Genomic DNA, 22748 nt, shown 5'->3' on the forward strand with positions numbered 1-22748 from the left:
TTACACCCTCGTCAGCACAGCCTTCTTTTGCCGGACAGCACCATGAAGCAAGACCCCGCAGTTCCCCCCTCTCCTGTTGCGCCCGCCGCTTCCACCTCTGCCGGCACCGGCACCGGGGCCCACCAGGCGGGCGATCTGAGCCACATCCCGCCGCGCGACAAGGCCGAGCTGCTGTCCCAGGCCTTGCCCTACATCCGCAAGTACCACGGCAAGACCATCGTCATCAAGTACGGCGGCAACGCCATGACCGACCCGGCCCTGCAACAGGATTTCGCCGAGGACGTGGTGCTGCTCAAGCTGGTTGGCCTGAACCCGGTGGTGGTGCACGGCGGCGGCCCGCAGATCGAGGACGCGCTCAACAAGCTGGGCAAGAAGGGCCACTTCATCCAGGGCATGCGCGTCACCGACGAAGAGACCATGAGCGTCGTGGAATGGGTGCTGGCCGGTGAAGTGCAGCAAGACATCGTCGGCCTCATCAACATGGTGGGCGGCAAGGCCGTGGGCCTCACCGGCCGTGACGGCGGCATGATCCGCGCCAAGAAGCTCAAGCTGGTGGACCGGGACGACCCGGCCAAGGAACACGACGTCGGCCAGGTCGGCGATATCGTCGCCATCGACCCCAGCGTGGTCAAGGCCCTGCAGGACGACCAGTTCATCCCGGTCATCAGCCCCATCGGCTTCGGCGAGAGCAACGAGAGCTACAACATCAATGCCGACGTCGTCGCCGGCAAGCTGGCCGAAGTGCTCAAGGCCGAGAAGCTGGTGCTGCTCACCAACACGCCGGGCGTGCTGGACAAGCAAGGCAAGCTGCTGACCGACCTGTCGGCCCGCGAGATCGACGAGCTCTTCGCTGACGGCACCCTCTCGGGCGGCATGCTGCCCAAGATCGCCTCGGCGCTGGATGCGGCCCGCAGCGGCGTCAAGGCCGTGCACATCATCGACGGTCGTGTGCCCCACGCCATGCTGCTGGAAATCCTCTCCGAGCAGGCCTACGGCACCATGATCCGCTCGCACTGAGCTTGGCCAGCCGGGCCCAGGTCGCCAGGGGCAGACAGCGCGTCTGGCTGTTTGACCTGGACGACACGCTTCACCACGCTTCGGGCGGCATCTTTGCCGACCTGGAGCTGGCGATGAACGACTACATGGTGAGCCATCTCGGGCTGACCGACACCGAAGCCCGCGAGCTCCGCCGTCGCTATTGGCGCCGTTACGGCGCCACGCTGCTGGGCCTGGTGCGCCATCACGGTGTGCTGGGCTCCCACTTCCTCGAAGAAACCCACGCACTGCCGCGCCTGGAGGCCTTGTTGCGGGCCTCCAGCCCGGACCTGGCCTGGCTGCGCCGCCTGCGTGGCCGCAAGGTGCTCCTGACCAATGCCCCGCAGCGTTATGCCGAACGTGTGCTGAGCGCGCTGGATCTGCACGCTGTCTTCGACCAGGTCATCCCTGTCGAGCAGATGCGGGTCTTCGGCCATTGGCGCCCCAAGCCGGATGCGCGCATGTTCCGCCATGTTTGCGCCCGCCTGGGCGTAGCGCCCTCGCGCTGCATCCTCGTCGAGGACAGCCCCCTGAACCTCAAGTCCGCGCGCAGCCTTGGCATGTCCACTGTCTGGATGCGTGGATGGACCCCGGTGTCCATCCGGCACCGCCCGGCCTTTGTCGACAAGCGGGTGACGCATTTACGGCAATTGAAGGCGTGGGCAGGACGCTGAGCGAGACAGCCGCTCCCCCCGAAACCCAGGGTGAGGTAAACGCCAAGCGGCGCGCCGCATCAACGAGCCGGGAGAGCCACTTGCCCTTGTGCGCACCTTGAGTCCGGCCCAGTCATTTCTGCCGTCGCAACGCCGCGCAAGCACGACCTGTCTTTGGTCACCCCACTCCAAGCTGGGGATTGCCGATACATTGCACCGCCCCACAGAATGTGCTGCGACGGCCTCGAAGCCGTGAGGGAATGCATGTCACTGTTCAGCGTCTTGATTGTTGAAGACCAGCTTCGTTTCCGCGAAGCATTTGCCCATGCGCTTGAAAAAGCGCCGGACATCCGCCTGGTCGGCATGGCCACCGACCTGCCTCAGGGCAGGAAGATGTTCGACCAGACCCGGCCGGATGTCCTTCTGGTGGACCTGGATCTGCCTGGAGGCAGCGGCATCGAGCTCATACGGCACGCCGCTCACGTGGCGCCGGAGTGCGAGGTGATGGTCATCTCCGTCTTCGGGGATGAGCAGCACGTGCTCTCCAGCATCGAAGCCGGCGCCACCGGCTACTTGCTGAAGGACTCGCTCGCGCTGGACCTGCCCGGTCAGCTCCGTTCCCTGCGTGCCGGTGGCAGCCCCATCAGCCCTGTCATCGCACGGCGCCTGCTGCTGCGCCTGGCCCCGCAGAACGGCCATGGCTCGCGCGGGTTCTCCGACTCGGCCTCCATGCCGCTGGTGGATGAGCAGGTCGTGGCCCTGTCCGAACAGGAGTCGCGGGTGCTGCACCTCGCCGCCAAGGGTTTCACCTTCGACGAGATCGCCCAGTTCATGAATGTGTCACCACACACCATCATGACCTACGTGAAGCGCACCTACCGGAAACTCCAGGTGCGCTCCAAGGTCGAGGCCATCTACGAGGCCCGCCGGCTGGGCTGGTTGCGGGACTGACACGTCCCGGCCTCCCCGCTTGGGGCTGAGGCGCCTGCCGTATGACGCCGCCTGGCGCTGCGTGACGGGGCATCAAGCAGCATGACGCTGCGCGACGCCGCATGACGGTGCATCAGATGGTATGAGGCTGCGAGCCGCCCGGGGGCCACTGACGGCCCTCCGTCAGGGTGAGCCCAATGGCCCAGCGAAGCCCGTTTCATCGGCGCCACAGGCACTGACCGACCACGGAGGGTGCTCGGTGGGGGAAGCAAGTTCGGGGAGAGGGCAAAGCATGTGCCAGAATCCGCGCACACGTTGTGGCCTCGCCCTATGCACTCCAGCCCTCCCGACACCACGGATCCCGCCGCGAACAAGACCAACGAGCTGCCGCGCAAGCGTCTCAAGCCCGGGGAGCGTCGCGTGCAGATCCTGCAGACCCTGGCCAGCATGCTGGAACAACCCGGGGCGGAGCGGGTCACCACGGCGGCCCTGGCCGCACGCCTGGAGGTGAGTGAAGCCGCGCTGTACAGACACTTCGCCAGCAAGGCGCAGATGTTCGAAGGACTGATCGAGTTCATCGAATCCAGCATCTTCTCGCTGCTCAACCAGATCGCTGAGCGCGAACCTTCCGGCCTGGCGCAAGCACAGCGCATCGTGGCCGTGCTGCTGCAGTTTGGCGAACGTAATCCCGGCATGGCCCGGGTGATGGTGGGCGACGCGCTGGTCTATGAAAACGAGCGGCTGGTCGCCCGTATGAATCAATTCTTCGACAAGGTCGAATCCGCCTTGCGCCAGGCCCTGCGCTCCGCCGCAGAGGCTTCCGGCTCCAGTACACCCACGGTGGAAGCACAGGCCCAGTCGTCCGTGCTGGTGAGCTTCATCATCGGCCGGCTGCAGCGTTATGCACGCTCCGGCTTCAAGCGCCTGCCCACCGAGCAACTGGAAGCCGCGATGCGGATGCTGTCCTGACCCCTCTGCAATGTCCGATGCCCTCGATGCACTGCTGCGGCGCGCCGACGCGCTGCTGAACCGCCTGGAGGCGGTCCTCCCTCAACCCCTGACCGCCCCGGACTGGTCTGCGGCCGTGGCCTTCCGCTACCGCAAACGCGGCGCCAGTGCCCGTCTGGAGCCGGTACGGCAGCTCTCGGGCATCCGGCTGGATGACCTCAAGGAGGTGGAGCCGCAGAAGGAGCGCCTGCTGCGCAACACGCGTCAGTTCGTGGCGGGCCAGCCGGCCAACAACGTGTTGCTGACCGGCGCGCGCGGCACCGGCAAGAGCTCGCTCATCAAGGCCTGCCTGAATGAATTTTCCGGCCAGGGCCTGCGGCTGATCGAGGTCGACAAGGCGGATCTGGTCGACCTGCCGGAACTGGCGGACCTGGTGGCCGACCGCCCCGAACGGTTTGTGATCTTCTGTGACGACCTCAGCTTCGACGAAGGCGAGGCCGGCTACAAGGCACTGAAGTCCATGCTGGACGGCTCCATCGCCGCCGCCACGGACAACCTGCTCATTTACGCCACCAGCAACCGCCGCCACCTGCTGCCCGAGCAGATGAAGGACAACCTGGCCTACACCCACTCGGAGCGCGACGGCAATGTGGAAGTCCACCCCGGCGAAGCCGTGGAGGAAAAGATCTCGCTCTCCGAGCGCTTTGGCCTGTGGATCAGCTTCTACAGCTTCAGCCAGCAGGAATACCTGGCCATCGTGGCGCAGTGGCTCAGCCATTTTGGTCTGAGCCAGGCGCAGACCGAAGCGGCCCGTCAACCGGCGCTCGTGTGGGCGCTGGAGCGTGGTTCGCGCTCGGGCCGTGTGGCCTACCAATTTGCCCGTGACCTGGCCGGCCGTGGGGGCGTGGACGACAGCACCGCGGCACCGCCACCGCCGGAGACCGACGCGCCCCAGGGGTTGGACCATGTCTGAGGCCGTGCCCGCAACAAATCCGCAGGCGCCCGCGTGGGCCGAAGACCGCGTGCCGGTCGATGTGGCGGTGGGGGTGCTGGTGCGCCGCGAGCCCGACGGCCACGAGGGCGACTTCCTGCTGACCTCCCGGCCGGAAGGCAAGGTCTATGCGGGCTACTGGGAGTTCCCCGGCGGCAAGCTGGAGCAGGGTGAGACCGTGGCGCAGGCACTGCGGCGCGAGCTGCAGGAGGAATTGGGCATCACCATCGGCGAGGCCCACCCCTGGAAGGTGGAAATGATGGACTACCCGCATGCACGGGTACGCCTGCATTTCTGCAAGGTCTACCAGTGGGAAGGTGATTTCGAGATGCGCGAGCAGCAGGCCATGGCCTGGCAGGCCCTGCCGGTGCAGGTGCAGCCGGTGTTGCCGGGCACCATCCCGGTCCTGCGCTGGTTCGCCGATGAGCGCGGCCACGTGGGGGCCACCCATGTCGGCTGAGGGCTACACTGCCGCGATGGACTGGCTCGATGAGATCAAGTGGGACGCCGACGGCCTCGTGCCGGTGATTGCGCAGGAGCAGGGCTCCGGCGATGTGCTGATGTTTGCCTGGATGAACCGCGACGCGGTGGCCCGTACCGCCGAGCTGGGCCAGGCGGTCTACTGGAGCCGTTCGCGCGGCAAGCTCTGGCACAAGGGCGAGGAGTCCGGCCACGTGCAGCAGGTGCACAGCATCCGCATGGATTGCGACAACGACGTGCTGCTTCTCACCATCACGCAGCACGGCCATGAGCCGGGCATCGCCTGCCATACCGGGCGCCACAGCTGCTTCTTCCAGCGCCTGGAGAACGGACGCTGGAGCAGCGTCGAGCCGGTCCTGAAAGACCCGGCCACCATTTACAAGCGTTGAGACATGGCAACCCAACAAGGCCTCAGTGGCGCAGACGTGCTGGCCCACCTCGGTGAGGTGGTGGCGCAGCGCCGCGACGAAGGCGAGCCCGACAAGAGCTATGTGGCCAAGCTGTTTGCCAAGGGCCTGGACCACATCCTGAAAAAAGTGGGCGAAGAGGCCACCGAGGTGGTGATTGCCGCCAAGGATGGCGACCCGCAGAAGCTGGTCTACGAGGTCGCGGACCTGTGGTTCCACTCCATCGTGGCGCTGGCGGCACTCAAGGTGGAACCCGCCCAGGTGCTGGCCGAACTGGCGCGGCGCGAAGGGCTGTCGGGCCTGGAAGAGTTCGCCGCCCGGAGCCAGACCTTGTCTTCACCACCACCCGCCATCACAGGGAGCGACAACGATGAATGAGGATCTGAGCCTGAACACGGTACCCACGGAAAAGCTGGCCAGCCTGAAGCAGCTGACACTGATCGTGTACATCCTGTACGCGCTCAGCTTCTTCACCGGCATCACCAGCATCGTGGCCATCATCATCAACTACGTCAAACGTGAAGAGACGGAAGGCACCCTCTATGCCAGCCACTTCACGTGGCAGATCCGCACCTTCTGGTGGAGCCTGCTGTGGGCGGTGCTGGGGGTGGTGCTGATGCTGATCGGTGTGGGGGTGGTCATCCTGGCCGTGGACACCATCTGGGTGATCTACCGCGTGGTCAAGGGCGTCCTCAACTGGAACGACAACAAGCCCATGCGGGTTTGAGCCCGGGTGCACCCATCATGAGCCAAGACTCCCACTGCATCTTTTGCAAGATCGTCGCCGGGCAGATCCCGGCGAAGAAGGCCTATGAGGACGAAGACCTGCTGGTCTTCCACGACATCCACCCCTGGGCGCCCGTGCACATCCTGCTGATCCCCAAGCTGCACATCGCCAGCATGGCCGAGTTGCAGCCCGAGCATGCGGCCCTGATGGGCAAGATGACGGTACTCGTGCCACGCCTGATGAAGGAACTGGGCGTGACCAACGGCTTCCGCATGGTGGTCAACACCGGTTCGGATGGCGGCCAGGAGGTGCATCATTTGCACATGCACGCCATGGGCGGCCCGCGCCCCTGGCTCAAAGGCTGAACTCAAAGGCCGAACCGCACTGAACCTCGTGCTGATCACCCACCGAACCCGCACCGATCAGCAAACTGCGGCTTAAGCGCTGCGATTTGATCAAAAAACCGGCTCAAGCACCGGTGGAGAGCGCGGAATCCCCCTCCGCGGAGGCATATGTCGCTCATGCGGGCAGGGGATGGTGCGCATAGGACGTGTCCGTGTCACGCGGGGCCACTAGAATTTCGGTATCCACTCTGGAGAATGTCATGGGTAGTATGAGCATCTGGCACTGGCTGATCGTGCTGGTGGTCGTCATCGCAGTGTTCGGCACCAAGAAGCTGCGCAATGTTGGCGGCGACCTGGGCGCTGCGGTCAAGGGTTTCAAGGACGGCATGCGTGATGGCGGCACCGACGCCCCGCCACAGCAGGTGGCCAACAGCACCAAGGCCACCGACCCCAATACGGTGGACGTTGACGCCAAGCCTCGTCACTGAGCCGGCGCATGATCGATTTCGGCTTTGACAAGCTGATCCTGATTGGCGGGGTCGCGCTGGTCGTGCTCGGCCCGGAGCGTCTGCCCCGGGTGGCCCGTACCGTCGGAACCCTGCTGGGCAAGGCGCAGCGCTACGTCTCTGACGTGAAGGCCGAGGTGAACCGGTCCATCGAACTGGAAGAGCTTCAGAAGATGAAGTCCCAGTTCCAGACCGCGGTCAACGACGTCGAGCACAGCGTCCGTCAGGAAGTCGATTCGGCGCATCAGGCCATCCACTCCACCTGGTCCGACCTGGCGGTGGAAGGGGGCTCGACCGAGGCCGCCCTCGCCGCCGCCGCGCCGGTACCGGTCTACAGCCACCCCGGGAAGAACTGGCGCCTCAAGCGGGGTACCACGCCGCTTTGGTACAAGCAGCGGCAAGGTGTGCGCAGGCATACCCAGTCCGGCGCGGCCCGCGTGGCGCGTTTCCGTCCCCCACGCCGAGCTTCATGAGCAGCCCCCAAGACGACACGCCGAAAGACGAACTGGCCGGTACCGAACAGCCCTTTGTCTCCCACCTCATGGAACTGCGCGACCGGTTGATCCGGGCGTTGCTGGCCGTGGGCCTGGCCTTTGGCGTGCTGTGCCTCTACCCGGGGCCCGGCGGCCTGTTCGACCTGCTGGCCGTGCCGCTGGTGTCGCACCTGCCGCAGGGCAGTTCCATGATCGCCACCAACGTGCTCTCGCCGTTCCTGGTGCCGCTCAAGATCACCTTGCTGTCGGCCTTCCTGGTCGCGTTGCCGGTGGTGCTCTACCAGGTGTGGGCGTTTGTGGCACCTGGGCTCTATTCCCATGAAAAGCGGCTGGTGCTGCCCCTGGTGGTCTCCAGCACGCTGCTGTTCTTTGCGGGCGTGGCGTTCTGCTACTTCGTGGTGTTCGCCAAGGTCTTCACCTTCATCCAGAGCTTTGCACCCAAGAGCATCACGGCAGCGCCGGACATCGAGGCCTATCTCGGCTTCGTGATGAACATGTTCATCGCCTTCGGCGCCGCCTTCGAGGTGCCGGTGGTGGTGGTGGTGCTGGCGCGCATGGGCCTGGTCACGGTGGAGCAGCTCAAGCAGTTCCGCGGCTACTTCATCGTGCTGGCCTTTGTCATCGCGGCGGTCATCACGCCGCCCGACATCGTCTCGCAGCTGGCGCTGGCCATCCCGATGTGCATCCTCTATGAGGTGGGCATCTGGGCATCCAATGCCTTTGCCCGCTACAGCCGGGCGCCGGAGGAAGCCGCCGGTACGGATGCCGCTGAGAACGGCAACGGCCCGGCATGACGCGATGAGCGGCTCACTCTTCCGGTGAGCCCTCTTCGCTGAGCGGCTTGCGCAGCCCCACCTGCAGCGGCAGCTTGAGGTTTTGCTTGCCGCGCTGCACCTGCAGCGTCACCTGGCTCTCCGGTTTCAAGGCGGCCACCACGTTGATCAGCTCACGGGGCGAGCGCACCGGTTTGCCGGCCACCTCCGTCACCACGTCCCCGGCTTCCACACCGGCCTTGGCCGCCGGGCTGGACCGGAAGACTTCCTTCACCAACACGCCCTGGTCGACGGTGAGGTGCAGCATCTCCACGACTTCCGGGTTCACATCGCCGGTGATCACCCCGATCCAGCCCCGGCTGACCTTGCCGTCCTTGATCAGCGCCTCCAGCACCTGGTAGGCCGAATCCACCGGAATCGCGAAGCCGATGCCCAGGCTGCCGCCGCCCGTGCGGGAATAGATGGCCGTGTTGATACCCACCAGCCGTCCCTGGGCGTCCACCAGGGCGCCACCGGAGTTGCCGGGGTTGATGGCGGCGTCGGTCTGGATGAAGTTCTCGAAGGTGCTCAGGCCCAGTTGGGAGCGTCCCAGGGCGCTGACGATGCCCGAGGTGACCGTCTGGCCCACATTGAACGGGTTGCCGATGGCCAGCACCACATCGCCCACCTGCAGGTCCTCGGCGCGGCCGGGATGGATCACCGGCAAGGGTGGGGCCAGTTCGATGCGCAGCACGGCGAGATCGGTTTCGGGGTCGGTGCCCACCAGCTTGGCCGAGGTTTCGCGGCCATCCGGCAACTGCACCCGGATCTCGGTGGCGCCCGACACCACATGGTTGTTGGTCAGCACATAGCCTTCCGGCGAGACGATGACGCCGGAGCCCAGGCCGGTCTGCTGGCGCTGGGGAATGCGCCGGCCAAAGTGAAAGCGCAGCCAGGGGTCTGCATCGATCTCGCGCTGGGTGAGCGCCGGCTTGTTGGCGAGCACGGCCACCACGGCGGGCGAGGCGGCCTGAGCCGCCGCCGCGTAGCTGAACTGCACGGCCGCCCGCGGCGGCGCCCCCATGGCGGCGGGCAAGGTGGCCAGCACGGAGGGGCCCTGATGCAGCCATTCCGGCTTCAGTGTGCCCACTACAAAATAGCCTGCCAGCGCCACGGTGGTGGCCTGGGCGAAAATCAGCCAGGTTTGACGCAATTGAGACCCTGTCATGGCACAACGCACGGAGCTGGAGCGGCTGCTCGCCGCCACACTGGAGCCCTCGCGCTTCAAGGATTATGGGCCGAACGGTCTGCAGGTCGAGGGCAAGGCGCAGATCCGGCACCTTGTTTGTGGGGTGACGGCCAGCCTGGCGCTGATTGACGCGGCCATCGAGGCGGGGGCGGACGCCATCCTCGTGCACCACGGATTGTTCTGGCGCGGCCAGGACGGCCGTGTGGTCGGCTGGATGAAGCAGCGCTTGTCCCGCCTGTTGGCGCACGACATCAACCTGTTCGCATATCACCTGCCGCTGGATGCGCATCCTGAACTGGGCAACAACGCGCAGTTGGCGCGGCACCTGGGGTGGGCGTCCGATGGGCACTTCGGTGAGCAGGACCTGGGTGCCATCGGCGAGTTGCCTACCGCGTTGGCCGACCTGCCCTCGCTGAGCCATCACATCGAACAGCGCCTGGGGCGGGCCACCGTGCAGGCGGTGGGCGATGGGCGGCCCCTGCGGCGTGTGGCCTGGTGCACGGGTGGGGCACAGGGCTATTTTGAAGCGGCCATTGCCGCTGGCGCGGACGTGTTCATCACAGGCGAGATCTCGGAGCCGCAGGCGCACTACGCGGCCGAGACCGGGGTGGCCTTCATCGCGGCTGGCCACCATGCCACCGAGCGATATGGCGTGCAGGCGCTCGGGCAGCAGGTGGCGGAGAAGCTGGGCCTGCAGTACCAGTTCATCGACATCCCGAATCCAGCATGAACACAGGGACTGCAGTGAACCCCGACCGCCCGCCATTGCTCATCACCATGGGGGACGCCTGCGGCATCGGGCCCGAGGTGGCGGTGGCGGCCTGGGCGGCGGATCGTGGCACGGACCTGCGGCTGGTCGGCGACGTGGGCGTGTTCCGGCGCGCCATCGGCGTGCTGGGCCTGTCCCTGCCGGTGGCCCGGTTGACGGCGCCTGACGACGAGGCGCCGCCGGACTGTCTGCCGGTGTGGCAGCCGCCGGGCTTGCCTGCCGGCCTGCTGGACCAACCCGTGGGCCGGATCAGCGGCGTGGCGGGCGCGGCGGCGGCGCGCTGCATCGAGGCGGCGGTGGCAGAGCAGCGGGCAGGGCGCTCCAGCGCCTTGGTCACCGCGCCCATCCACAAGGAGGCGCTGCATGCGGCCGGGGTCCCGTACCCGGGCCACACCGAGATGCTGCAGGCCTTGTGCGTGGACGCGCAGGGCCAGGTGCCGCCGGTGCGCATGATGCTGGCCAACGACCAGTTGCGGGTGGTGCTGGTGACCATCCATGTGGCCTTGCGCCAGGCGGTGGACATGATCACCACCGGCCGTGTGCTGCAGACCTTGCGCATCACCGATGCCGCGCTGCGGCGTTCCGGTATTGACGCGCCACGCATCGCCGTGGCGGGCCTGAATCCGCATGCAGGGGAGGGGGGGCTGTTTGGGGACGAGGAGATCCAGCACATCACGCCAGCGATCGCGCAGGCCCGTTCATTGGGCATCAACGCCACGGGCCCCTTTGCCCCGGACACCATCTTCATGCGGGCCCGCCATGCGCCCCCGGCTCACCCGGGCGAGTTCGATGCCGTGGTGGCGATGACCCATGACCAGGGGCTGATCCCCGTGAAATACCTGGGCGTGGAGGATGGGGTGAACGTGACGCTGGGCCTGCCCCTGGTGCGGACCAGCCCGGACCACGGCACCGCCTTCGATATCGCCGGCACGGGCCGGGCGGACCCGTCCAGCACGGCCGCTGCCATCCGGATGGCACGTCAACTGAGTGGGGCGCTGGCAGGGGCCTGAGACGGGGTAATAGTCTCGCTGGCGGACAGGCCATCAGTGTCTGTCCGGCAGTCCCTCTGTCCGAATCTTTCCGACTCTGTCCGACTGTCCGTCTGTCAGGCCTTGGCGCTGGCGCCAGCCCCAGCCCCAGCACTCAGCGCCGCCAGTTGCTTGCGGGCGCGCGCCGTGGCGCGTTCCAGCAGATAGGCGCTCTCAAACGCTCGCAACCGGCTGCTCTCGCACATCTTGCGCAGCATGCGCGAGGTCATGGTCAGCGTGCCATGGTGACGGTCACCATGCGTGAAGATGAAGAAGCTGCGGCCACCACTGATGTGGGCCAGCCGCACCTTGATCCATTTGCCGTCACGGTGCATCTGGTAGGCGAAGCCCAGTTGCAGATGCTCCAGCAGCAGCACGCCGGCGGCCGGTTCGGGCGCCTCATCGGCGGGCGGCAGACCATCAATGCTGATGTCCACCGCCATCAGCGGGCGCTGTTCCTCGGCGGTCAGGTCGATGTCGATCTGGCCGTCCCAATCCACCTGATGGTCATCGACCAGGCCCAGGCGGCGGGCTTCCTCGTCAGTGAGCCGTTCGGTGAGGTCCAGGTCCAGCGGCGCCTGTGCCGGCAGGTCCTGCTCACGCGGCGGCGCGATGCCGAAGACGGTTTCCAGCTGCTTGGCCAGCAGGTTGTATTCCAGCGGGCTGAGGGCCTGGCCCTTGAGCGAATCCGCATGGGCCGGCAGCAGCTCGGCGAAGAACTTCTTGCGTTCCGACTCAGGCCACCGGACCAGGTCCAGCCCCTCATTGAGCGTGCGCATGAGCACCGGCAGCGAAGCCAGGAAGGCCTGGCGCTGCTGCGGCGAGGTCTTGGGCTGGACCGACAGGACGATGTCCCGGCCCATGTTGCGCAGCCGGTCCACCAGGCCGGCATCCAGGTCAGGATGCCGCGAGGCGTGCACCAGCACCTCGCTCCAGGTCTTGGTCAGGAACACGCGCAGGAACTCGCGCATGTCCACATTGGCCATGGCCTGCTGCAGCTGCTGCATGTAGCGTTGCTGCAGACGGAGCTCTGTTTCCTTGCGTTCGACGAGGCCGGCGGCGTCGCCGTGCGACTTCAGGGACGTCGCCGTCTGCTCCGCGATGAACTGCTCGACCTGGTTGAGCTTGGCGTCATACAGGTCCATGCGGTCGAAGTCGCCGCTGACGATGTCCTGGATGAGTTCACGCACCAGCGCGAGGAAGGATTTACCCGGGTCCTCGTTGAAGTCGTCGTAGGCGGCGCCCAGCGAGGCGATGCGGTTGACCAGGCGGCGCACCGGGTGGCGCCGCGAGGAGAAGAAGGTCCGGTCGCCCAGTGCCGCACGCAGCACCGGCAGCTGCAGGCGTGCAATCTGCTGCGACATCAGCGGTGGCAGCTTGGGGTCGGACAGGATCTGGTCGAACAGACCGGCCACCACGTCGATGACCATGTGGTCCAGCGAGCCGTTGGCGGCCTGGCGCAACTCATCCCGGTGCATGTGGATGAGATTGGGCGGCAGGACCAGCGGGACGCCTTCCATCATCGGGCCACCGGCCCCGACGGTGTCACCTTCCCAGTGCTGCCACTGGCTGGGCGTGCCGAGGCCGCCCAGGGGCATGCCACCGGTGATGGGCCCGCTCAGGCCACCACCCATGCCCCCGCCTAGTGCGGGCAATGGGCTTTGGGCCAGCCGACGCAGCAGGTCCATGAGTTGCGGGTCCACGCCGCCCACCAGGGGATAGCCGCCCGCAAAGGCGCCATGACCACTCTGGCCGCCGACGCCACCACCCATCCCGCCGTGGCCGCCGCCGATCCCGCCCAGGCCACCCGGGCGGGTGGGGAACCCGTGCGGGCCACTGTGGCTGTTCAGGGCGCCAGGCTGCGTGGCGAAGCGGCTGTCGGTCTGCAGCGGCGCATGCGCGCTGTTGCCACCCATGCCGCCGCGCAAGGACTGGCCCCGCGAGGAGTCGCCGGCCCGCACGCGCATGTCCTGCGGGCGCAGGCCGCGGGTGCGGAACATGTTGGCGATGTCCGCATAGCAGGCCTTCATTTCCTGGGCCAGCGCGCGGGTGAGTTCGTCGATCAGGACCTGACGGGTGTCATTGTCATCAGTGACGGCGTACACCCCGTCAATCAGGGCCTGGGCAATATTCTGCGGGCGCAGGGGATGGCGGTCTTCCTTGCCGGCCATGCCGGGGATGCTGCCGATATAACCATCGACCTCCCGCAGCTCCCACTCACTCTGGTGGCCGATGGCCAGCCCAATGCGGTCGGCCGCGACCAGGGCATTGACCTGGTCGTCATCCATCAGTGAGAGTTCATCCCACTGGGTGTTCTTGTGGGCGCCGGGGGCGGGCGGGCTGCTGGTGTCCTCGGCCTGCCGGCGCATGGACTGGTCAAAGCGCTGCGAGAACAGGGCCTGCTGCTTGCGGAAGATGAATTGCGCAGACAACAGCGCATCCCGCCGCTTCGCCTGTCCAGCGGACAGGGCGGCGAGGCCCAGGCCTTCGGCTCCGCGCTCGGCGGCTTGTTCCACCGCCGTGCGCACGCGCTGCAGGGCGGCGTCGAGGTGGGGATTGAGACGGTTCATGGATCCATCAGGGCGCGCATTGTGGTGACCACACCACAGCATGAAGTATCGTCCATGCAAGCCCCCCACTCGGGCGGGACCCGCACGGTCTTCGCGCAAAAGCTGACGTTTTTAGAAGGCTTTACGCTTTGTCACGAATCAAGGCGTCACGAATTTCGCGAAGCAGCTTCACGTCATCAGGTTCCACGGCCGGTTTGGTCGGGGTGGCTCGCTTGAGGCGGTTCACCTGCTTGATCATCAAAAAGATGATGAAGGCCAGGATGAAGAAGTTAAGCAGCACGGTCAGGAAGCTGCCGTAGGCAAAGAGTGGCACGCCGGCCTTGGTCAGCGCCTCATAAGTGAGCGGGCCGGTGTAGTTGGCCGGCGGGGCGCTCAGCATGATGAAGTAGTTGCTGAAATCGAGCCCCCCGACCACCTTGCCCACCAGCGGCATGATCAGATCCTTGACCACCGAGTCGACGATCTTGCCGAAAGCGCCGCCAATGATCACGCCGACGGCCAGGTCCATCACATTGCCCTTGACCGCGAACTCGCGGAACTCGGTAAGAAAGCCCATGCCCTTGCTCCTTGCATCAGGTGTTTGAACGCGCGGCACTGCGCCGCAAGCCAAGCATCCTAACGGGCTTCGCGCCACGACAAATGTCAACTTGGTGCGCTCATGCACATCGGTAGAGCGCCTTAGAGTCAAGGTGGTTTTTCATGCCTAGAATCTTTGGTTGCCCCCTATCAGAAGTTCCCTGGAAGTTCCCAGAAAGCTCCGTTTAAGGACCCTCATGAGTGACCAGCAAGTGGACAAAGGCAAGCGCAACTGGATCATCGCCACTGGTTGTGCTGGCGCCGTAGGCGGTGTGGCAACAGCGGTTCCATTCGTCAGCACCTTCGCCCCGTCCGAGCGGGCCAAGGCGGCCGGCGCTGCAGTAGAAGTGGATGTGGGAGGCCTGGCCCCCGGTGAGAAACTCACCGTGGAATGGCGGGGCAAGCCGGTCTGGATCGTTCGTCGTACGCCAGACCAGTTGAGTGGTCTCAAGGGCAACGACCCCGAGCTGGCCGACCCCTCGTCCGACCGCAAGGCGTTCCCCATGCCCGAGTACGCCAAGAACGAGTGGCGTTCCATCAAGCCCGAATACCTCGTGGTGGTCGGCATCTGCTCCCACCTGGGCTGCTCGCCCAGCGACAGGTTCCAGGCCGGTGCACAGCCCTCGCTGCCGGACAACTGGCACGGCGGTTTCCTCTGCCCGTGCCACGGCTCCACCTTTGACATGGCCGGGCGGGTGTTCAAGAACAAACCCGCACCGGACAACCTCGAAGTGCCGCCCCACATGTACCTGTCCGACACCAAGTTGTTGATCGGTGAAGACAAGAAAGCCTAACCCCGGACCGAGGCAGACAACATGGCTGAATTCAAGGAAGCACCCGCCGGCGCCCCTTTAGGTGCCAAGCTCCTGACGTGGGTGGACAACCGTTTTCCCGCATCCAAGCTGTTCAAGGAGCACATGTCGGAGTACTACGCTCCGAAAAACTTCAACTGGTGGTACATCTTCGGCTCGCTGGCCCTGCTGGTGCTGGTGATCCAGATCGTCACCGGCATCTTCCTGGTGATGCACTACAAGCCCGATTCGTCGCTGGCTTTTGCATCGGTCGAGTACATCATGCGGGATGTCCCCTGGGGATGGCTGGTCCGCTACATGCATTCCACCGGGGCCTCCGCGTTCTTCGTGGTCGTCTACCTGCACATGTTCCGCGGCCTGCTCTATGGCTCCTACCGCAAGCCTCGTGAGCTGGTCTGGATCTTCGGTTGCGCCATCTTCCTGTGCCTGATGGCGGAGGCCTTCATGGGCTATCTGCTGCCCTGGGGGCAGATGTCCTACTGGGGGGCGCAGGTGATCGTGAACCTGTTCGCCGCCGTGCCCGTCATCGGCCCGGACCTGGCGCTGATGATCCGCGGGGATTTTGTGGTGGGTGACGCCACACTGAACCGCTTCTTCAGCTTCCACGTCATCGCAGTGCCGCTGGTGCTGATCGGCCTGGTGGTGGCCCACATCATCGCGCTGCACGAGGTGGGGTCCAACAACCCGGATGGCGTGGAGATCAAGGCGACCAAGGACGCCCGTGGTGTGCCGCTGGATGGCATCCCCTTCCATCCGTACTACACGGTGCACGACATCTTCGGCGTGGGCATCTTCCTGATGGCCTTCTCCGCCGTGGTGTTCTTTGCGCCAGAGTTCGGCGGCTACTTCCTGGAGTACAACAACTTCGTCCCGGCCGACCCGCTGAAGACGCCGCCGCACATCGCGCCGGTCTGGTACTTCACGCCGTTCTACTCGATGCTGCGCGCCACCACCGATGTGATGGTGAAGGTGCTGTGCGTGCTGGTGGCGGCGGGCGTGGTGCTGACGGTGCTGCGCGGCCGCTTCTCCGGTCTGGGCAAGGTCATCACCGCTGCGGTGGGGCTGGTCGCCATCGCCCTGCTGCTCTCGATCGACGCCAAGTTCTGGGGCGTGGTGGTGATGGGCGGTGCCGTGGTGATCCTGTTCTTCCTGCCCTGGCTGGACCGCAGCCCGGTGAAGTCCATCCGCTACCGGCCGGGCTGGCACCTGGGGTTGTACATCGTCTTCGTGGTGGTGTTCCTCATCCTCGGGGTGCTGGGCACGCTGGCCCCGTCGGACTTCTTCACCCTCGTCTCCCAGGTGGGCACGCTGTTTTACTTCGGCTTCTTCCTGTTGATGCCGTGGTGGACCCGTCTGGGCACCTTCAAGCCGGTGCCTGACCGCGTCACCTTCCACCCGCACTGAGCTGCGAACGTCACGGAGTCGAAGAATGAAGAAACTCATCGCCCTGCTGGTGACGTCCCTGGCACTGGGGACGGCCCTGGTGCCGGCGGCGCAGGCCAACGAAGGCGGCGTCGAATGGGACCGCTTCCCTGTCGCCAAGATGAACGACGTGGCCGCGCTACAGCACGGCGCCAAGTTGTTCGTGAACTATTGCCTGAACTGCCATTCTGCGTCCTACATGCGGTACAACCGCCTCAAGGACCTGCAACTGACCGACGAGCAAATCAAGGCCAATCTGCTGTTTGCGGGGGAAAAAGTGGGTGAAACCATGAAGGTTTCCCTCGATCCCAAGCAGGCCAAGGCCTGGTTCGGCGCGGCCCCGCCCGACCTCACCGTCATCGCCCGTGCCAAGGCGGATGGCAGCAAAGGTTCGGGGGCAGACTATCTCTACACGTATCTGCGAAAATACTATCGGGACGATACCAAGGCCACGGGATGGAATAATCTCGTGTTCCCCAGCGTGGCAATGCCACATGTGCTGTGGGAGCTCCAGGGTGTCCGCACCGCCAAGTTCGAGGATCGACCGGATCCGCATGACCATCACAAGGTCACGCAGGTCTTCGCCGGTTTCGAGCAGGTGACCCCCGGGACGTTGTCGCCGCAAGAATTCGACGAGTCGGTTGCCGATCTGGTGGCCTATCTCCAATGGATGGGCGAACCGGCCCAGGGCACGCGATTCCGTCTCGGCGTGGTCGTGGTGCTGTTCCTGTTGGTGTTTACCGTATTCGCGTGGCGCTTGAACGCCTCCTTCTGGAAGGACGTCAAGTAAGTCGATGATCCGGCCTCGGCCGGGTCCTCCCGCGCAGTGGGTGCTGAAAGGCTCCACTGCGTTTGCCTTTTGTTTGGTTAGAAAACGATGAAGCCTCGCGGCTTCGATCAGGAGTCCACTGCCATGATGGTGCTTTATTCCGGAACGACTTGCCCTTATTCGCACCGTTGCCGTTTCGTCTTGTTCGAGAAGGGCATGGACTTCGAGATCCGGGACGTTGATCTCTTCGCCAAGCCTGAAGACATCGCACTGATGAACCCGTACAACGAGGTGCCCATCCTGGTGGAGCGCGACCTCATCCTGTACGAATCGCACATCATCAACGAGTACATCGACGAACGCTTCCCGCATCCGCAGCTGATGCCTGGGGACCCGGTGGCCCGTGCACGTGTGCGTCTGTTCCTCTTCAATTTCGAGAAGGAACTGTTCGCCAACGTCAACATCCTGGAAAACCGTGGCCAGCCCGTCAAGCCGACGGAAAAGCAGCTGGAAAAGGCACGTGCGCAGATCCGCGACCGTTTGACCCAGCTCGCCCCGATCTTCCTGAAGAACAAGTACATGCTGGGCGACGACTTCAGCATGCTGGACGTGGCCATTGCCCCGCTACTGTGGCGTCTGGACTACTACGGCATCGACATGTCGAAGAACGCCCTGCCGCTGCTGAAGTACGCCGAACGCATCTTCTCGCGTCCGGCCTATATCGAGGCGCTGACGCCGTCCGAGAAGGTGATGCGCAAGTAATACACTGCCAGTCATGGACGACAGCAAGGATGGCGGCGGCACTGCCGCCAGCTCGACGCGGCCTTATTTGATCCGCGCCCTGCACGAGTGGTGCACCGACAACGGTTTCACGCCCTACATCGCGGTTCACGTAGACCGTACGGTGCAGGTGCCCCTGGAATACGTGAGCAACAACGAAATTGTGCTCAACGTCGGTTTTGAGGCGACCAGCAATCTGGATCTCGGCAACGAGTTGATCCAGTTCAAGGCTCGTTTTGGCGGCTCGGCGCGCGAGATCATCGTGCCGGTGGATCATGTGGTGGCCATTTATGCCCGTGAAAACGGGCAGGGCATGGCCTTTCCGCCGCCTTCGGCGGAGGAGGGGGCTGCGGCTGCGCACCGGCCGTCTGCGGCCGCACCTGCTGCTGCGGCCGCCCCGCGTGGGCTGCGCCTGGCCACCGAGGCGGATGGCGAGACGGCGGGTGCCAAGCCCGAGGTCCCGTCCCAGCCGACGCCGGTGCCCACCCCCCGCGGCAACGCGAGTGGGGACGATGGCAGCGGGGACGACGATCCTGGCGGCGCGCCGTCGGGTGGTCGTCCGGCGCTGAAGCGAGTGAAATAACGCGCAACTCGCCTTGAGGCCCTCTGGACTGCGTCTAGAATGCGGGCCTGCCGTTGAGGAACTGAACTCAACGGCAACAGTTTTCAGCGTGCCGGCTTAGCTCAGTTGGTAGAGCAACCGCCTTGTAAGCGGTAGGTCATCAGTTCGAATCCGATAGCCGGCACCAAAAAGTAAACGGGATCAAGCCTTTGGGCTTGGTCCCGTTTTTCTTTGGGCTGTCAGTTCACCGCCGCTGCCGCCGAAGGGCCTTGCTTCGGCAATTCCTTCGGCCCATCCTTCGGCCCATCCCTCGGCACATCCAGCGCAGGCTTTGCCGCCGCTGCCCCCGGCACGCAACGCGAGGCCGCGGTGATCGGCACCGGCTTCAGGTCTCCATTGGGCAGGATGCGGTTGACGGTCATCATGCACAGGCCCTTTTCGGCCGCCCGCACGTTCTTGGCTTCGTAATCAACGCCTGGCACCGCAATGAACGAGCCCGAGGTCATCTGGCAGGCCGGCGTGCCGATGCGCACCGTGGTCGGTTCACCCGCAGGAATCGCGTGTTCCTGATAGAACCATTTGGCCCCCATGTTCCAACCGCCAGCCTCCACGCTGCGCGAGAGTTCAGTCGCCGGCATGCCGATCGAGAGATTACTCGTGGCGCCTACCAATGACTTGAATGAGCTGGCCAAGCCGCCGGCCACCTGGATTTCGGTGTCGTCGCTGTAGCAGGCCACACCCTTGTGCAGGTAGGCCCCGCCGCCGTTGGCGCCATACAGCCGGATGCGGGCAGGGCGGGGTTGGCCTTGTTCGTCGAACAGGGTCGGGTCCTGCATCAGGGCGAACAGGCCGGAGGGCGTCTCGCCCGGGCTGTCCGTACTGCCGGTACTGCTGGTGCTGCCGTTGCTGTCGCTGCTGGCCGGCGCCGAGCTGGCGCCTCCGGGCGGCAAGGCCTTGCGCATCCGCACGGCCATGATCTTCTGCATGTCTTCCATGCGCTCCAGCAGATCACGCACGTTGTCAGCGGTCCGCTTCTCGGTGGCTTCGGCCATCTCCTGGCTACAGCTTCGCTCCGCCGCCTGCTTGTGCCCGGGCAGGTTCATGGCAGCGCCGGAGAGGTCCATGGGGCTGCGGTAGAAGGCGTAGACCTTGTTGGGCTGGCCAGTGCTGTCCCCATTGGCGAAGTAGGCCGATCCGAGCCCCATCACGGTCAGTGGTTCGCAGCGGATGAGGTAACGGCTACCGCTGCTGGTGAACTTCTCGGGCGTGGCGCCCTCCGGCGTGGTGATGGTGCGGATCCAGTACTCATACCAGACCTGTTTCTCCATGCCCGGTGGCAGCGCGCTCACGGGCACGGGCAGCGCAGCGCTCAGCATCAGGACGTAGCGTTCGCCTTTCGAGTTGGTCTTGGGTTCCCCCACGGGCTCGAATCCGCCCCGGGCCAGCGCCTCGGCCCAGCGCTCGCTCAAGCGGCTTTCCATCTTGCTGCCGGTGCCCAGGAAGGGGAGGCCATCGGGGAAATCCCAGCGGGTGAAGATGCGGCCTTCGGCATCCAGGTTCCCGGCATAGGCGGGCATCGCGACGGCGGCGAAGAGGGCCACCAGCGTGGGGGCCACGAGTGCGGAGGCCACCGGTGCGGAGGCGTAGGAAGGGCGAGAAGTTAGCAACTGCATACGCTGTGGTCGGCATGAAACTGCCGAACGCCGGCAATTTCACATTCGTTAACGTGAAAGACACGAGACGATAGACCGTGTCGCCGGGGTGCTCTTCGCTCTTCGGGGGGAATGGCGTGACGCGCGCCGTGTTCCCGTGAACAACTGCCGGGGTGCTGCCGCTGCACCGCGCATGAACGTCAGGCCCGGGGCCTGACGACGGTCTCCCGTGACAGGCCCCGCGCTTCCGAGTGCACTCAAGCGGTGTTCCGCCCCTGCAGCAATTCCACTTGCCGGCTGGTCAACAGTGGAACGATCTGGCGCACGACCAAGGCCGTGTAATGGCTGGCATTGCGGTGAGCCTCCAGCGCCTGATCGTCCCGGTAGCGCTCCAGCAGCAGCAAGGAGGTGGCACTGTCCGGGCTTTGGAACACCTCGTAGCTCAGGCAGCCCGGTTCGGCCAACGACTGGCGGCGCATCTCACCGGCCGCCTGGAGCACCGCCGGCAGGTGCTCCGGCGTGGTCTCCCAGCGGGCGACAACGATGATGTCGTCCCGCGTGCTCATGCCGCAGCTTCCTGCGAAGCAACATCCGCCTGGCGCAGCGCCGCCACGATTTCCTTGGCCAGCGCGCCGCCGGAGGCGGGGTTCTGGCCCGTCATCAGTCGGCCATCCACCACCACGTGGGGCTGCCACGGGTCTGTGCTGACGTGGTCCGCGCCTTCGGCACGCAGGGCGTCCTCCAGGCTGAACGGTACATCCGCCTTGGCGTAATGCTCTTCCTCCGCGTTGGAGAAGGCCGTCAGGCGACGCCCGCGCACCAGCGGTGTGCCGTCCTCCAGCGTGACGCCGAGCAGCGCCGCAGGGCCGTGGCAGACGGCCGCCACGATCTTGCCGGCGTTCCAGGCGCGCAGCACCGCTTGCTTCACGTCCGGGTCCTTGGCGAAATCGACCATGGGGCCCAGGCCGCCCGGGAAGAAGACGGCGTCGTAATCCCGTACATCCACTTCGGACAACTTGCGGCTGCGAGCCATCCGCCGGATGGCGCTGCTGTTGCGGAAGGCGCGTTGCGCCGGATCGGTGTCGTCATAGCCGTCTTCCGGCGGCGTGCCGCCCAGCGGCGAGGCGTATTCCACCGCAATGCCGGCCTCATCAAACACTTCGAACGGATGCGCCACTTCGGGGAAGAAGTAGCCGGTCGGGCGCTGATGGGGGCCGATTTCGCTGGCGTTTGTCAAAACAAACAAGACATGCTTGACGCTCATGGTGATCTCCTGGGTGGGTGAGCCGTAGGGCTCGGACAGGTGTTAATTTAGGACGATAGTCCCCGCTCCGGTAGATGCGCGCCGTTTGACCTATTGGCTTATCAATTGAGACAATAGGCCATGTCTGCCGCACGCCCCCTCCTGGATGAACTTCGCGCCATGGCCGTTTTTGCGACGGTGGTGCGCAGCGGCAGCTTTGCCGCTGCCGCGCGTGAGCTGGGGCTGACCCGTGCCGTGGTCAGCCACCACATCCGTGCGCTGGAGGAGCGCCTGGGGGTTCCGCTGGCGCAGCGCAGCACCCGCAGCTTCAGCCTGACGCCAGCGGGCGAAGCCTTTCGGGTGCACTGCGAGCGCATGGTGGACGAAGCGCTGGACGGGTTGCGCGGCATGGAGCTGCTGCGCGCGGAACCGCAGGGCGAGGCGCGGCTGACCTGTTCGCATCACTTCGGCAGTAAGCGCATTCTTCCGGCGCTGCTGGAATTCCGGCGCCGGTATCCGGCCATCCGCTTGCAGGTGCAGATGACCGACACCACGGTCGATCTGGTGCAGAAGGGCATTGAGCTGGCCGTGCGTGCCGGCCCGCTTCCTGATTCGTCACTGCACGCCCGCTTGCTGGTGCATGAGGCCACGCTGCTGTGCGCGGCGCCCAGCTATCTGCGGCGTCACAAGGCGCCGGAGTCGGTGGCGGAGCTTCAGCAGCATCGGTGGGTGCTTTATCCGCCCAGTCAGCGCTCGCTGAACGTGCGGGTGAACGGTGAGCCGCATGAGGTGCCCATCAGTGGGGACGTCGTGACCGACAGCGCCGCCTCCCGGCTGGCCTTCGTTCTGGCGGGGGAGGGCATCGCCCGCCTGCCGGCCTATGACGCCGCCACGCTCATTGCGTCAGGCGAGCTGGTGCGGGTGCTGCCGCAGGCAGAGACTGCCGCGCTGGATATCTATCTGGTGCACTCGAAACAGATCGGGCACAGCGCGCGACTGCTGCGGGATTTCTTGCTGACTTCGGTGGGCGGCGGGGGGCTGTGAAGCGC

General features: G+C 65.4%; 27 protein-coding genes and 1 tRNA gene. 22 read left to right on the forward strand and 6 right to left on the reverse strand.

All coding sequences use genetic code 11. The features are described 5' to 3' along the window. Positions 1-42 precede the first annotated feature (42 nt). From argB to tatC, 13 genes are all read left to right on the forward strand, one after another. On the forward strand, positions 43-1017 hold the full coding sequence (gene argB, locus BMY53_RS10370) for an acetylglutamate kinase (protein ID WP_092946578.1): 975 nt from the start codon (positions 43-45) through the stop codon (positions 1015-1017). A 2-nt stretch (positions 1018-1019) separates the two neighbouring features. After that, complete coding sequence (locus tag BMY53_RS10375) at positions 1020-1709, forward strand: pyrimidine 5'-nucleotidase (protein WP_092946230.1); 690 nt, start codon at positions 1020-1022, stop codon at positions 1707-1709. 243 nt (positions 1710-1952) lie between these two features. Beyond that, entirely contained in the window at positions 1953-2639 is a 687-nt protein-coding gene (locus tag BMY53_RS10380; RefSeq protein ID WP_092946579.1) for a response regulator, read from the forward strand. Between the two features lie 309 nt (positions 2640-2948). After that, positions 2949-3587, forward strand: a complete 639-nt coding sequence (slmA, locus tag BMY53_RS10385; RefSeq protein ID WP_092946232.1) for a nucleoid occlusion factor SlmA — start codon at positions 2949-2951, stop codon at positions 3585-3587. A 10-nt stretch (positions 3588-3597) separates the two neighbouring features. Beyond that, positions 3598-4539 carry an ATP-binding protein gene (locus BMY53_RS10390; protein ID WP_092946234.1) on the forward strand — a complete coding sequence of 314 codons (942 nt, stop codon included), beginning with the start codon at positions 3598-3600 and terminating at the stop codon, positions 4537-4539. Beyond that, positions 4532-5017: an NUDIX domain-containing protein gene (locus BMY53_RS10395; RefSeq protein ID WP_092946236.1), complete on the forward strand. Its 486-nt coding sequence runs from the start codon at positions 4532-4534 to the stop codon at positions 5015-5017. The genes BMY53_RS10390 and BMY53_RS10395 overlap by 8 nt, the downstream gene beginning before the upstream one ends. A gap of 16 nt (positions 5018-5033) precedes the next feature. After that, positions 5034-5426 (forward strand): phosphoribosyl-AMP cyclohydrolase, encoded by a 393-nt coding sequence (gene hisI, locus BMY53_RS10400; RefSeq protein ID WP_092946580.1) that lies wholly within the window; start codon positions 5034-5036, stop codon positions 5424-5426. 3 nt (positions 5427-5429) lie between these two features. Next, a complete protein-coding gene (locus tag BMY53_RS10405) occupies positions 5430-5822 on the forward strand; it encodes a phosphoribosyl-ATP diphosphatase (protein ID WP_092946238.1) in 393 nt (130 codons plus the stop codon). Next, positions 5815-6171 carry a DUF4870 family protein gene (locus BMY53_RS10410; protein WP_092946240.1) on the forward strand — a complete coding sequence of 119 codons (357 nt, stop codon included), beginning with the start codon at positions 5815-5817 and terminating at the stop codon, positions 6169-6171. Before BMY53_RS10405 ends, BMY53_RS10410 begins: the two co-directional genes overlap by 8 nt. 17 nt (positions 6172-6188) lie before the next feature. Further along, a complete protein-coding gene (locus tag BMY53_RS10415; RefSeq protein WP_092946242.1) occupies positions 6189-6536 on the forward strand; it encodes a histidine triad nucleotide-binding protein in 348 nt (115 codons plus the stop codon). Positions 6537-6775: 239 nt separating this feature from the next. Next, on the forward strand, positions 6776-7003 hold the full coding sequence (tatA, locus tag BMY53_RS10420) for a Sec-independent protein translocase subunit TatA (RefSeq protein WP_092946244.1): 228 nt from the start codon (positions 6776-6778) through the stop codon (positions 7001-7003). 8 nt (positions 7004-7011) lie between these two features. Continuing rightward, positions 7012-7494 carry a Sec-independent protein translocase protein TatB gene (gene tatB / locus BMY53_RS10425; protein WP_092946245.1) on the forward strand — a complete coding sequence of 161 codons (483 nt, stop codon included), beginning with the start codon at positions 7012-7014 and terminating at the stop codon, positions 7492-7494. Beyond that, positions 7491-8309, forward strand: coding sequence for a twin-arginine translocase subunit TatC (gene tatC, locus BMY53_RS10430; RefSeq protein ID WP_092946247.1), 819 nt, complete (start codon positions 7491-7493; stop codon positions 8307-8309). Before tatB ends, tatC begins: the two co-directional genes overlap by 4 nt. A gap of 13 nt (positions 8310-8322) precedes the next feature. Here the strand turns inward: tatC and BMY53_RS10435 are convergent, their stop codons facing one another. Beyond that, a complete protein-coding gene (locus BMY53_RS10435) occupies positions 8323-9495 on the reverse strand; it encodes a S1C family serine protease (protein ID WP_177200821.1) in 1173 nt (390 codons plus the stop codon). Between BMY53_RS10435 and BMY53_RS10440 the strand changes: the two genes are divergently transcribed. Together BMY53_RS10440 and pdxA are read left to right on the forward strand one after the other, a co-directional pair. Continuing rightward, positions 9494-10246 (forward strand): Nif3-like dinuclear metal center hexameric protein, encoded by a 753-nt coding sequence (locus BMY53_RS10440; RefSeq protein WP_092946251.1) that lies wholly within the window; start codon positions 9494-9496, stop codon positions 10244-10246. The genes BMY53_RS10435 and BMY53_RS10440 overlap by 2 nt on opposite strands. Beyond that, positions 10243-11295, forward strand: a complete 1053-nt coding sequence (gene pdxA, locus BMY53_RS10445; protein ID WP_255370130.1) for a 4-hydroxythreonine-4-phosphate dehydrogenase PdxA — start codon at positions 10243-10245, stop codon at positions 11293-11295. The genes BMY53_RS10440 and pdxA overlap by 4 nt, the downstream gene beginning before the upstream one ends. Before the next feature lie 95 nt (positions 11296-11390). Here the strand turns inward: pdxA and BMY53_RS10450 are convergent, their stop codons facing one another. After that, complete coding sequence (locus BMY53_RS10450) at positions 11391-13883, reverse strand: DUF1631 family protein (protein WP_255370131.1); 2493 nt, start codon at positions 13881-13883, stop codon at positions 11391-11393. A 121-nt stretch (positions 13884-14004) separates the two neighbouring features. Continuing rightward, complete coding sequence (mscL, locus tag BMY53_RS10455; RefSeq protein WP_092946255.1) at positions 14005-14439, reverse strand: large conductance mechanosensitive channel protein MscL; 435 nt, start codon at positions 14437-14439, stop codon at positions 14005-14007. A gap of 217 nt (positions 14440-14656) precedes the next feature. On the opposite strand from mscL, the gene petA reads away from it, so the two are divergent. The 6 genes from petA to BMY53_RS10485 all read left to right on the forward strand — a co-directional run bounded on the left by petA (position 14657) and on the right by BMY53_RS10485 (position 18991). Then, positions 14657-15253: a ubiquinol-cytochrome c reductase iron-sulfur subunit gene (gene petA / locus BMY53_RS10460; protein ID WP_092946257.1), complete on the forward strand. Its 597-nt coding sequence runs from the start codon at positions 14657-14659 to the stop codon at positions 15251-15253. A gap of 21 nt (positions 15254-15274) precedes the next feature. Continuing rightward, positions 15275-16675, forward strand: coding sequence for a cytochrome b (locus BMY53_RS10465; protein WP_092946258.1), 1401 nt, complete (start codon positions 15275-15277; stop codon positions 16673-16675). A 25-nt stretch (positions 16676-16700) separates the two neighbouring features. Beyond that, complete coding sequence (locus BMY53_RS10470; RefSeq protein WP_092946260.1) at positions 16701-17483, forward strand: cytochrome c1; 783 nt, start codon at positions 16701-16703, stop codon at positions 17481-17483. Between the two features lie 123 nt (positions 17484-17606). Further along, positions 17607-18224 (forward strand): glutathione S-transferase N-terminal domain-containing protein, encoded by a 618-nt coding sequence (locus BMY53_RS10475; RefSeq protein ID WP_058934185.1) that lies wholly within the window; start codon positions 17607-17609, stop codon positions 18222-18224. 13 nt (positions 18225-18237) lie between these two features. Beyond that, entirely contained in the window at positions 18238-18825 is a 588-nt protein-coding gene (locus BMY53_RS10480) for a ClpXP protease specificity-enhancing factor (protein WP_092946262.1), read from the forward strand. A gap of 90 nt (positions 18826-18915) precedes the next feature. Continuing rightward, a tRNA-Thr gene (locus BMY53_RS10485) sits at positions 18916-18991 on the forward strand. A gap of 52 nt (positions 18992-19043) precedes the next feature. On the opposite strand, the gene BMY53_RS10490 is transcribed toward BMY53_RS10485, so the two are convergent. The 3 genes from BMY53_RS10490 to BMY53_RS10500 form a co-directional block, all read right to left on the reverse strand. After that, on the reverse strand, positions 19044-20477 hold the full coding sequence (locus BMY53_RS10490; RefSeq protein WP_143074024.1) for a hypothetical protein: 1434 nt from the start codon (positions 20475-20477) through the stop codon (positions 19044-19046). A 236-nt stretch (positions 20478-20713) separates the two neighbouring features. Then, positions 20714-21022 carry a putative quinol monooxygenase gene (locus BMY53_RS10495; RefSeq protein ID WP_092946266.1) on the reverse strand — a complete coding sequence of 103 codons (309 nt, stop codon included), beginning with the start codon at positions 21020-21022 and terminating at the stop codon, positions 20714-20716. Beyond that, on the reverse strand, positions 21019-21720 hold the full coding sequence (locus BMY53_RS10500) for a type 1 glutamine amidotransferase domain-containing protein (RefSeq protein WP_092946268.1): 702 nt from the start codon (positions 21718-21720) through the stop codon (positions 21019-21021). Before BMY53_RS10500 ends, BMY53_RS10495 begins: the two co-directional genes overlap by 4 nt. A gap of 120 nt (positions 21721-21840) precedes the next feature. Here BMY53_RS10500 and BMY53_RS10505 point away from each other — a divergent pair, with 120 nt between their 5' ends. After that, entirely contained in the window at positions 21841-22743 is a 903-nt protein-coding gene (locus tag BMY53_RS10505; protein ID WP_092946270.1) for a LysR family transcriptional regulator, read from the forward strand. Positions 22744-22748: the final 5 nt, after the last annotated feature.

The sequence above is a fragment of the Roseateles sp. YR242 genome (assembly GCF_900109745.1).
Classification (GTDB): Bacteria; Pseudomonadota; Gammaproteobacteria; order Burkholderiales; family Burkholderiaceae_C; genus Roseateles.